This is a genomic window from Brachybacterium sp. ACRRE (genome assembly GCF_022346485.1).
Classification (GTDB): Bacteria; Actinomycetota; Actinomycetes; order Actinomycetales; family Dermabacteraceae; genus Brachybacterium; species Brachybacterium halotolerans.
Window position 1 is genome coordinate 1 of the sequence record NZ_JAKRMO010000095.1, and the last position, 9,895, is coordinate 9,895.

Consider the following 9,895-nt stretch of genomic DNA (forward strand, 5'->3'; position numbering starts at 1 on the left):
CTCCGACCGTCCCGCGACCCCCGCCCACGATCCCCTCGGCCTCGCCCGCCGCGAGCGTCGGGCGATCCTGTGGACCGTCGCACTCGCCGCGGCACTGCTGCTCAGCGTCGTGGTCTGCCTCGGCATCGGCCCCGTCGCCATCCCGCCCCTGCGCGCCGCGCGGATCGTGCTCCCACACCTCGGCCTTCCCGTCGACGCGCACGCCACCGCCGCGCAGGACTCGATCATCTGGGCGGTGCGGGCCCCGCGCGTCGTGCTGGGCGTGGGCGTCGGCGCCTGCCTCGCCGTGTCCGGGGCGGCGCTGCAGGCCATGGTGCGCAACATGCTGGCGGACCCCTACGTGCTCGGCATCTCCGGCGGGGCCTCGGCGGGGGCCGCGGCCGCGATCCTGTTCGGGGCGGGAGGGATGCTCGGAGCGGCGGCCCAGCCCGTGCTCGCCTTCGCCGGGGCCATGCTCGCCGCGCTCGCGGTGCTCGTCCTGGCCCGCGCCCACGGAGCGGTGACCTCGCTGCGGATGCTGCTGGCCGGCATCGCCGTCGGCTACGTGCTCTCGGCGGTGACGAACCTGCTGATCTTCACCTCCGACTCCGCGGAGGGGTCGCGGTCGGTGATGTTCTGGATGCTCGGCTCCCTCGCCCTGGGGCACTGGGACGTCTTCCTCGCGCTGGTCCTGGCCGCGGGCCTGCTGGGCACGCTCGCGCTCACCGTGCTCGGGCCGGTCCTCGACGCGCTCGCCGCGGGCGACGAGACCGCCTGGTCCCTCGGCATCCACCCCGATCGCGCCCGTGTGGGGCTCCTCGTCGTGGTCTCCCTGTGCACCGGTGCGGCGGTGAGCGCCGCGGGGGCGATCGGCTTCGTGGGTCTGGTCATCCCGCACCTCGCACGACGCCTGGTGGGCAGCGTCCACCGACGCATGCTGCCCGTCGCCGCTCTGCTCGGCGCGCTCTTCCTGATCTGGGCCGACGCCATCGCCCGGATCGCGCTCGCCTCGCGCGAGCTGCCGATCGGCGTCCTCACCGCCCTGGTGGGCGCCCCCTTCCTGGTGGTGCTCGTGCGCCGCCTGCACACGAGAGGCCTCTGATGGATCGCCGCACCGCCCTGCTCGCCCCTCTCGTGCTCGGCGCGCTCGGCGCCGCCGCGCTCTCGGGCTGCGACGACGGCTCGACGTCGTCCGCGGCCGGGCCGTCCGACGGGGACGGCACGACCCGGTACCCGCTCGAGATCACCGACTGCGAGGCGACCCTCGCCTTCGACGCCGCCCCCGAGCGCGTGGTGCTGCTCGAGACGGCACCGGTCACGATCCTCGACGGCATCGGCGTGCTGGACACCGTGGTGGCCAAGGCCGGTGTCTTCTCCCCGGCCTACTACCGGGCCCAGCACTTCGGGGACCTCGCGAAGCGGGTCGCCGCCATCGACGTCCTCTCCGATGACATCAACGGCGCGGGCCACCTCCAGATCAACCAGGAGGTGGTGATCGCCCAGTCGCCGGACCTCGTGCTCGGCCTCCCCGACGGCGTGACCCGCGAGGGCCTCTCGTCGGCCGGCGCGCAGGTGCTCGTCCAGAACGTGTACTGCGACGGCGCCGGCGCCGCTGACTGGGACGACCTGTTCGACGAGGTGCGACAGTACGGCCGGATCTTCGACCGGCAGCAGGCCGCCGACCAGCTCGTCTCCGCGCTCGACGAGCGCGTGGACACGGTGCGCGAGGACGCCTCCTCGCGGAAGCGGATGTCGGCCGCGGTCCTCTACCCGACGGTGGGCGGCGGGCCCCTGTACACCTACGGGGCGGCGTCCATGGCCACGCCCCAGCTGGACGCCGTGGGCCTCGACAACGTGTTCGCCTCCTCGTCCGAGCGCGTGTTCGAGGTCAGCAGCGAGGCCCTGATCGACGCCGACCCCGACCACCTCATCGTCCTCCACCAGGACGAGGGCGACGGCTCCGACGTGCTCCCCGAGCTGGAGCGCACCGCGGGGATCTCCGACCTCGCCGCCGTGCAGGGCGGGCGCGTGCGCGCCCAGCTCTTCAATTTCACCGAGCCCGCCTCGCCGCTCGTCGTCGACGGGGCCGAGCGGCTCGCGCACTGGCTCTCGGAGCTCCACGCATGAGCCCCGCCCCGGATTCCCCGGCCGTGCTGAACGCGCGCGGCATCCACCACTCCTATGCCTCCGCGCGCGTGCTGGACGGCGTGGACCTGGCGGTGCGGCGCGGCGAGGTGGTGGGCCTCGTCGGCCCCAACGGCAGCGGGAAGACGACGCTGCTGCGCGTGCTCACGGCCGCCCTGCGCCCGGCAGGCGGCGAGGTGCTGCTGCACGGCAGGCCGGTGCGGTCCTTCAGCGGGCGGGAGAGGGCGCGCCGTCTCGCGGTGGTCGTGCAGGAGAGAGGCGGCGAGCTGCCGATGACCGTCGCCGACGTCGTGCTCCTGGGGCGCGCGCCCCACCGGGGGCTGCGCCATCGGCCCGGCCATGATCGGGAGATCGCCCGACGGGCCCTCGAGCAGGTGGGCGCGCTCGCGCTCGCGAGCCGGGACATGGCGACGCTCTCGGGAGGAGAGCGCCAGCGCGTGCTCATCGCCCGGGCGCTCACCCAGCAGCCGGAGGTGCTCCTGCTCGACGAGCCCACCAACCACCTGGACGTCGGCTACCAGCACGAGGTGCTGCACATCGTGCGGCAGCTGGGGCTCGCGACGATCGTCGTCCTGCACGATCTGAACCTCGCGGCCCGCTACTGCGACCGGGTCGCCGTGCTCCACGACGGCCGCCTGCTCGCCGAGGGGACGCCGGCCGAGGCCCTGCGCGCCCCGCAGTTGCAGGAGGTCTACGGCGTCGGCGCGGAGGAGCGCCGGGCAGACGACGGCACCGCCCAGTTCCTCTTCCACCACCGGAGCACCGCATGAGCGTCCAGGATCGGATGACGGCGTACTGGTCGCGATGGGCCGACGAGTACGACGACCAGCAGACCGCGCGCCTGCGCTCCGCGGACGCCCGACGGACCTGGCGGGGAGTGTGGGAGCGCGCGCTCGCGCCCGATCCGGCGCACGCACCCGACCCGGCGGACCCCGCGGCGACGGATCGATCGCCCGATGCCCCCGCGGCGGCGCACCCGCCGGAGGTGCTCGACGTGCTCGACGTGGGCACGGGCAGCGGGAACGCCGCGATCCAGGTGGCCGAGCTCGGACACCGGGTGACGGGCATCGACCTCGCCCCGGGCATGCTCGAACGCGCTCGCGCGAAGGCGTCCGGCGTGCGCTTCCTGCCCGGGGACGCGATCGACCCGCCGTTCCCCGAGGGCAGCTTCGACGCGATCATCTGCCGCTACGTGCTGTGGACGCTGCGTGATGCGCAGCGCGCCCTCGCCGCATGGCATCGTCTGCTGCGACCCGGCGGGATCCTCTCCGCCGTGGACTCCGCCTGGTTCCCCGAGGGCGTCGAGCTGGGCGAGGGCCTCGAGGGAGCGCGCGGCGAGGACTTCAGGGACGCTTACGGTGCGGGCGTGATCAGCGAGCTCCCCCTGGCCACGGGCAGGGACGACGAGGTGCGGGCGGCCCTGGAGGCCGGCGGCTTCGCACAGGTGACGGCGACGCCGCTGCACGAAGTGCTGGAGCTGGACCGACGTCAGGGCGTCGCTCCCGGGCACCACCCTCAGCTGCAGGTCCTGTACCGAGCCGTGCGGGCGTAGACGGGCACCTCGCCCTCCGAGCTCGTCGTCACGAGGACATCTCGGGGACCTCACCCGCCCAGGGCCGGCTCCCAGGCCAGGACCTCGTCCTTCAGGTCCGCGACCGGTCGCCCGCTGTCCAGCCGCAGCACGGGCTGGGGGATCGAGGCCAGCCAGTCCTCGTGGGCCCGCCGACTGCGCCCCATGAACTCGGGGTCGTCGTATCCGCGGGCCCACTGCATGAACTCCGTCGTGGCCTGGTCTTCGATGTCCCCTCCTCGACGCAGCGTCTCGCGTGCGGCCAGTCGTCGCATCCGCTCCTGAGGATCCAGGGTCAGGAACACCACCGCATCGCACTCCTCGAGGACCGCGCCCGCCCAGCCGTTGATGGCCCCGGAGAGGACCCATGCGTCGCGGGGGACGAACATCGTGCGCATGAGCCCGATCCGCTCGGGGACCGGCCGTGGGGTGGTGTACGGGGGCGATGTGGGAACCCAGAAGTAGTCGTCGCTGTCGGCATGGGGGACCGACCACGCGTTCGCGATCGCGCGCCCCAGAGTCGTCGTCCCGGACCCGGAGGCGCCCATGATGTGGAGTCGGCAGAGCTGCATCGCTCCATCATGGAGGGCGGGTGCTGCCGCAGGGGGTGGATAGGCGGAGACGCGCCGCCGACGAGGGGTCACGGTGCCACGATCGCTGGCACTCGCTTCAGCGCCTCGCGGCGACGACGTATGCGGCTCGAACCGAGAAGTTGAGGCGGCCGAGAGGGTCGACGGCCTGGTTGCACCGGTCCTCGAAGATGCCGGACGCGGCGCGGCGGACGAGGTCGGATTGCGCCACGTAGGTCGCTCCGGCACCTGCGATCCCGCCCTCGATGCCGGCCCAGAGGTCGTCCGGGCGGATCGACCAGGTCCACCGCAGGTCCGAGGCCGAGACGACCTCGAGACCGGCGCCTCGGGCCAGTCCCTCGAGCCCCGCGGAGGTCCGTTCGAAGTCGAACCTGGGATCCAGGTCCTGTCGCGGTATCGGCACGACCGCGGCGGCCTCGAAGATCTCACCGATGAACCCCTGCCATCCGCCGGGTTCCGGCGCTGGCCAGACGGTCATGGCGATCCGGCCGCTCGGCCGGGTGGCACGGGCCAGCTCCGCCACGGACTCCGCGGGGCGGCCGACGTGGTTGATGACGAAGTTCGCCGCCACGGCATCGAACGAGGCATCGGGGAAGGGCAGGTGGGGGAGCGAGGCCCGGAGGACCGGCCCGTGCAGGCGTGACCGGGCCAGGTCGACCATGCTCGCTTCGGAGTCGACCGCCGTGACGCTGCGCCCGCGGGACTCGGCCCGCACGCCGAGGGTGCCCGTCCCGCAGCCCGCGTCGAGGAGGGTTCCGGACCCGGTCGCGTCGAGCAGGTGGTCGACGGTGCCTGCGCACAGGGATCCGAAGGACCGCGCGTAGGCGTGGCCGCGGTCCGTCCATGGATTCATGCCGCGATGATCGCAGACTCCGTGGCGGCACCCGGGCGGATGGACTCGTGGGCCTCGCGACCGCTCGGGCTCAGAACCGCGTCTCGATCGCCTCCACGACGACGCCGTTACCGTCGACCACCGGCACCAGTCGCCACTTGTCGAAGGCCGTGCACGGGTGCGAGAGACCCAGCGTCACGACCTGCCCGACGGTGAGGGGCGCCGGGCTCTCAGCGCCCGCCGCGCCCGCGGCGTCCCCCCGCACGAACGTGTGCTGGTCGTTCAACGCCGTCACCTCGAGGGCACCCGGCTCGACCGCCCGCTCCCGGCCGCCGAGCTCGTCGGCCACCGCGAGGACCGTCGGCAGGCCCTCGTCGAAGGGCACGTCGCGTTTCCCGGCATCCAGCAGGGCCAGCCCGGGCTCGGGCTGGGACACCACGCGCGCATGGGCGCGCATGGCGGGACGCAGTGCCTCCTCCTCGGCGACGCCGCGGGTCGCGTCCAGCGGGGAGATGCCGCGGTAGAAGCCGCTGTCATGCACGATGTACGCGCCCGAGCGCAGGATCGCCCGCACGTCCTCGAGGCCAGCGAACGCCTCGGCCACGAGGTCGAAGTACGCGCTGCCGCCCGCGGTCACCCACGGGGTGCCCTCGACCAGCGGCCGCATCTGCTCGACGAGCGCGGCGAGGCGACGGCAGTACGCGCCGACCGTCGCGAGCGACTCCGGGGAGCGGTCATGCGCGAGCGCGCCCTCGTAGCCGGCGACGCCGCGCAGGGTGAGCACGGGCGAGGCCGCGATGCGCTCGGCGATCGCGACCGCCTCGTCCTCGCGGCGCGCGCCCGTGCGCCCGCCGTCCGCCCCGAGCTCGACGAGCACCCCGAACCGGGCGTCGGCAGGAAGAGCCTGCTCCATGTGCTCGACCGCCGCGAACGAATCCGCCCAGCACACGACCTCCTGCTCCGGATGGTCGGAGAGGTGCGCCGCGAGCTGCCGCAGCTGCCCCGGGTCCAGGCTCATGTTCGCGATCTGCACCGTGGGGATCCCGGCGCGCAGGGCGACGCCCGCCTGCCAGGGCGTGGCGACCGTGATCCCGGTGGCGCCCGCGGCGAGCTGGCGGTGCCAGAGCGTGGGCGCCATCGTGGTCTTGCCGTGCGGCATCAGCTCGAGCCCGCGCGCGCTCGTCCATGCGGCCATCGTGGCGAGGTTGTGGTCCATCGCCTCGCGGTCCAGGACGAACAGCGGCGTCGAGAACTCCGCGAGCGGCGCGTCCAGGTCTGCGGCATCGCGGCCGACGAGCGCCGCGGGGAAGGACTTGTCGTCAGCGGTGACGGTGCGCGTGGTCGGGGGAGTGGGCTGCGTCGTCGTCATGGTCTCCATCGTCCTCGGTCTCGTGGTGGGGCGGTCAGTTCTCGATGATCCGTGCGAGCCGGGAGAGCTCGTCCGCGTCGGCCAGGGCGCTGCCGACGGCCACGACGCGCGCTCCCGCGGCGAGCACGTCCGGGGCGTTCCGCGCGTGCATGCCGCCGGTCGCGACGAAGCGCACCTGGGGGAACGGGCCGCGCATCGCCGTGAACCACTCGGCGCCCAGCACGGAGGCGGGGAACGCCTTCAGCCAGGTCAGGCCGTGCTTCTGGGCGATCTGCACCTCGGACGCCGTGGCGACGCCCGGCAGCGAGGGCATGCCCTCGGCCTCGCTCGCGCGGACCACGTCGAGGTCCAGACCCGGGCTCACCGTGAAGGCCGCGCCCGCCCGCGACGCGGACTGCACGGTCTCCGCGTCGATGACGGTCCCGGCGCCCACGGCCTTTCCTCGTTCGCGCCCGGCGCGGACCACGGCGGCGAGAGCCTCCTCGTCGGCCGAGCCCTGGATCGGGACCTCGACCATGTCGATGCCCAGGTCCCAGGCGGTAGCGGCCAGTTCGAGACTGCGCTCGGTCCCCATGCCCCGCAGGATCGCCATCAGGGGCGCCGCCCGGAAGGCCTCGTCGAACCATGCGCTGCTGTCGATCGGGGTGCTCACGCGGTCGCCTCCTGGATGTCGGGTGCTGATGAGCCGTGACGATCGGCGTGATCGCCGTGCTCGGGGATGTCCTGGGTGCTCGAGAGCGCTCGCGCCGCCCACTGGTGCCCGCGCGCGAGGCGCGAGCGCGCGGACGCGCCCTCGAGCAGGCCGTCGAGCCAGCCGGCGGCGAAGGCATCGCCCGCACCCACGGCCTCCACGACCTCCACGCGCGGCGTCGGGACCGCCGTGCGGCCGTCGGCCGAGAACTCGACGGCTTCCACGTCGGCGTCCTTGACCACGAGGTGCGGGACCTCGGGCAGCAGCTCCCGCACGGCGTCAGTGGTGCCCGCGCCCCACAGGGTCTCGGCCTCGTCCCTGCCCACGAACACGATGTCGGCCCGGCGCGCCAGTGCGAGGATCGTGCGCGCGGCCTCCTCGGTCGACGCCCACAGCGCCGGCCGATGGTTCACGTCGAAGCTCACCAGGGCGCCGGCCCCGGGCGCGCGGTCGATGGCCGCGTCGACGAGCGCCCGGCAGCTCTCGGAGAGGGCGGGCGTGATGCCGGTCAGGTGCACGATCCGCGCCTGCGCCGCGTCCATCCCGGCGAGATCCTCCGGGCCCAGGCGGGAGGCGGCCGAGCCCCGCCGGTAGTAGGAGACCCCGGCGCCCGGATCCTTGACGTACAGGCCCGTCGGCGCGCCCGCATCGAGGCGCACACGCCCGACGGAGACACCGCTGGCCTCGATGAACGCCCGGACGCGGCGGCCCAGGGGGTCATCACCCAGAGCGCTGAACCATTCGACCCGGCGTCCGGCCGCGGCGAGGTGGCAGGCGACGTTGGACTCCGCGCCGCCCGAGCCGACGTGGAAGTCGCGGGCGTCCTCCAGCGGCTCGGGTCGCGCGGGCGTCACCAGCGCCATCGTCTCCCCGATCGCGAGCAGGTCCAGGGGGCGCGACCCGCCTCCGGAGTCCTCCCGCGTCGGGTGCACCGCGTCGGCCTCGCTCGTCATCCCGTGCCCTCCCGTCGTCGTCCTCAGGCCTTCACGCGGGCGACGACGTCGATCTCCACGAGGATGTTCGCGAGCTGCGAGCCGACGGTCGTGCGCACGGGGTACGGCTCGGTGAAGAACTCGGCGTAGGCCTCGTTGAACTCGGCGAAGTCGGCGAGGTCCGCGAGGTGCACGGTCGTCTTCAGGACGGCGTCCATGTCCACGCCGTGCTCGGTGAGGACGGAGCGGACGTTGCGCAGCACCTGGCGGGTCTGCTCGGCGACGGAGTCGGCGACGGCGTTGCCGTTCGCGCGGTCCTGCGGGCCGAAGCCGGCGGTGAACAGCAGGTCGCCGCTGACGATGCCCTGGCTGTAGGGGCCCGCGGGCTGCGGCGCGCTCTCGCTGACGATGGCGGTCTTCTCGATCTTCTGGGTGTTCTCGCTGCTCATGGTGCTCCTTCGGTGGGTGTCTCGTGATGGTGTCAGGGACGAGTGATGGTGTCAGGGACGGGCGACCGACGAGATCTCCCCGCGGTCGCCGGGGGCGCAGGCGCGGATGCCTCCGCCCGGGGTGATGCCGGTCAGCCTGCCGTCCGCGAGGACGGGTCGGCCGCCGACGATCACGTCGTCGATCCCCTCGGCGAGCTGCAGCGGCGCGGCGTAGGTCGCCGCGTCCCGCACGCCATCGGGGTCGACGAGGGCCAGATCGGCGATCGCTCCGGGCCGGATGCGGCCTCGATCGCCCAGGTGGAAACGGTCCACGGCCGCGGTCGACAGGTGCGTCGCGGCCTGCGCCCAGTCCAGGAAGCCGTGCTCGCGCACATAGGTGGCGAGGTAGGAGGCGAAGGTCCCGCGGGCGCGGGGATGCGGGTGCGCGCCGATGAAGATGCCGTCGGACCCGCCCATGTGCGCCGGATGCGCGAGCAGCCGCCCCAGGTCCTCGACGGGCCGCTGATGGTGCGCGGCCATGATCGCGTTCGCGTCCAGACGGGAGGCGACCAGCACGTCCAGGGCGGCATCGACGGCGTCGGTGCCGCGGCGCTGGGCGATCTGGGCGAGCGTGAGACCCGGCGCCCACGCGAGCTCGGGCGCAGCGGTGTGCGCGAGGGTGATCAGCTCGGGCCACTCCTCGCCCAGGCTCGGGTTCTTCGCGACGCGCGGGAACCACTCGCGGCGCAGGCGCTCGCGCTGCGCGGGCTCCTGCAGCAGCGGCACGAGGTCGTCGGCCCGCATCGCGTTCAGCTCCGGCGGCAGCATGGTCATCGCGAGGATCGAGCAGCCGCGCGTGTACGGGTAGGCGTCGAAGCTCCCTGAGACGCCCTGGCCGGTGAGCCAGTCCATGAGCCGCGCGGCCTCGTCGGCCGGGGTGTGGAAGTGCGAGATGTGCACGGGCACGCCGGCGGCGGCGCCGATGCGCCCGGCCTCCTCGACGCCCACCCGCGCGTTGTCCTCGTAGCCGCCGCGCATGTGCGTCACGTACGGCAGACCCTCGGGCGCGAGCGGCGCGCACAGCGCAGCCATCTCGGCGGCGTCCGCGAAGATGCCCGGCGCGTAGTCGAGCCCGGTGGACAGGCCCACGGCCCCGTCGGCCACACCCTCTGACACCAGGGCCACCATGCGCTCGAGCTGCGCGTCCGTGGGTGCATCCTGCGTCGCGCCCATGACTTCGTGGCGCACCGTCCCGGCCGGCACCAGGTAGGCCACGCCGAGGGGGATCCGGCCGTCGTAGCCCGCGAGCAGGTCGGCGACGCGGGTGCCGGGGGTGTGCGTGCCGGGGACGTCGGGGTC

Annotated in this window: 11 protein-coding genes; 4 read left to right on the top strand and 7 right to left on the bottom strand. The window is 73.9% G+C overall.

Annotated features, from left to right (window positions below; genetic code table 11):
* The 4 genes from MHY49_RS17945 to MHY49_RS17960 all read left to right on the top strand — a co-directional run.
* On the top strand, nucleotides 1-1,081 hold a 1,081-nt coding region (locus MHY49_RS17945; RefSeq protein ID WP_239206431.1), incomplete at its 5' end, for an iron ABC transporter permease.
* Nucleotides 1,081-2,106 carry an ABC transporter substrate-binding protein gene (locus tag MHY49_RS17950; protein WP_239206433.1) on the top strand — a complete coding sequence of 342 codons (1,026 nt, stop codon included), beginning with the start codon at nucleotides 1,081-1,083 and terminating at the stop codon, nucleotides 2,104-2,106. The genes MHY49_RS17945 and MHY49_RS17950, both read left to right, overlap by 1 nt.
* A complete protein-coding gene (locus tag MHY49_RS17955) occupies nucleotides 2,103-2,894 on the top strand; it encodes an ABC transporter ATP-binding protein (protein WP_239206434.1) in 792 nt (263 codons plus the stop codon). The genes MHY49_RS17950 and MHY49_RS17955 overlap by 4 nt, the downstream gene beginning before the upstream one ends.
* Entirely contained in the window at nucleotides 2,891-3,676 is a 786-nt protein-coding gene (locus MHY49_RS17960; RefSeq protein ID WP_239206436.1) for a class I SAM-dependent methyltransferase, read from the top strand. The genes MHY49_RS17955 and MHY49_RS17960 overlap by 4 nt, the downstream gene beginning before the upstream one ends.
* 50 nt (nucleotides 3,677-3,726) lie before the next feature.
* Here the strand turns inward: MHY49_RS17960 and MHY49_RS17965 are convergent, their stop codons facing one another.
* The 7 genes from MHY49_RS17965 to MHY49_RS17995 all read right to left on the bottom strand — a co-directional run.
* On the bottom strand, nucleotides 3,727-4,266 hold the full coding sequence (locus MHY49_RS17965; RefSeq protein WP_239206438.1) for a hypothetical protein: 540 nt from the start codon (nucleotides 4,264-4,266) through the stop codon (nucleotides 3,727-3,729).
* A 97-nt stretch (nucleotides 4,267-4,363) separates the two neighbouring features.
* Nucleotides 4,364-5,137, bottom strand: coding sequence for a class I SAM-dependent methyltransferase (locus MHY49_RS17970; protein WP_239206440.1), 774 nt, complete (start codon nucleotides 5,135-5,137; stop codon nucleotides 4,364-4,366).
* A gap of 70 nt (nucleotides 5,138-5,207) precedes the next feature.
* Nucleotides 5,208-6,485, bottom strand: coding sequence for an alanine racemase (locus tag MHY49_RS17975; RefSeq protein WP_239206442.1), 1,278 nt, complete (start codon nucleotides 6,483-6,485; stop codon nucleotides 5,208-5,210).
* A gap of 34 nt (nucleotides 6,486-6,519) precedes the next feature.
* Nucleotides 6,520-7,137, bottom strand: a complete 618-nt coding sequence (locus MHY49_RS17980; RefSeq protein WP_239206444.1) for a bifunctional 4-hydroxy-2-oxoglutarate aldolase/2-dehydro-3-deoxy-phosphogluconate aldolase — start codon at nucleotides 7,135-7,137, stop codon at nucleotides 6,520-6,522.
* Nucleotides 7,134-8,129, bottom strand: a complete 996-nt coding sequence (locus tag MHY49_RS17985; protein ID WP_239206446.1) for a sugar kinase — start codon at nucleotides 8,127-8,129, stop codon at nucleotides 7,134-7,136. The genes MHY49_RS17980 and MHY49_RS17985 overlap by 4 nt, the downstream gene beginning before the upstream one ends.
* A gap of 23 nt (nucleotides 8,130-8,152) precedes the next feature.
* The gene (locus MHY49_RS17990; protein WP_239206448.1) at nucleotides 8,153-8,557 is read right to left on the bottom strand and encodes a RidA family protein; all 405 of its coding nucleotides are present in this window, start codon (nucleotides 8,555-8,557) and stop codon (nucleotides 8,153-8,155) included.
* Between the two features lie 51 nt (nucleotides 8,558-8,608).
* Nucleotides 8,609-9,895 (bottom strand): amidohydrolase family protein (locus MHY49_RS17995; RefSeq protein WP_239206450.1); only part of this gene is annotated, 1,287 nt, incomplete at its 5' end.

What these genes read in the sequence shown, in the direction of transcription:
- MHY49_RS17955 (WP_239206434.1), top strand. Translation starts at nt 2,103, where the DNA reads ATGAGCCCCGCCCCGGATTCCCCGGCCGTGCTGAACGCGCGCGGCATC.
- MHY49_RS17950 (WP_239206433.1), top strand. Translation starts at nt 1,081, where the DNA reads ATGGATCGCCGCACCGCCCTGCTCGCCCCTCTCGTGCTCGGCGCGCTC.
- MHY49_RS17985 (WP_239206446.1), bottom strand. Translation starts at nt 8,129, where the DNA reads ATGACGAGCGAGGCCGACGCGGTGCACCCGACGCGGGAGGACTCCGGA.
- MHY49_RS17970 (WP_239206440.1), bottom strand. Translation starts at nt 5,137, where the DNA reads ATGAATCCATGGACGGACCGCGGCCACGCCTACGCGCGGTCCTTCGGA.
- MHY49_RS17990 (WP_239206448.1), bottom strand. Translation starts at nt 8,557, where the DNA reads ATGAGCAGCGAGAACACCCAGAAGATCGAGAAGACCGCCATCGTCAGC.
- MHY49_RS17965 (WP_239206438.1), bottom strand. Translation starts at nt 4,266, where the DNA reads ATGCAGCTCTGCCGACTCCACATCATGGGCGCCTCCGGGTCCGGGACG.
- MHY49_RS17975 (WP_239206442.1), bottom strand. Translation starts at nt 6,485, where the DNA reads ATGACGACGACGCAGCCCACTCCCCCGACCACGCGCACCGTCACCGCT.
- MHY49_RS17960 (WP_239206436.1), top strand. Translation starts at nt 2,891, where the DNA reads ATGAGCGTCCAGGATCGGATGACGGCGTACTGGTCGCGATGGGCCGAC.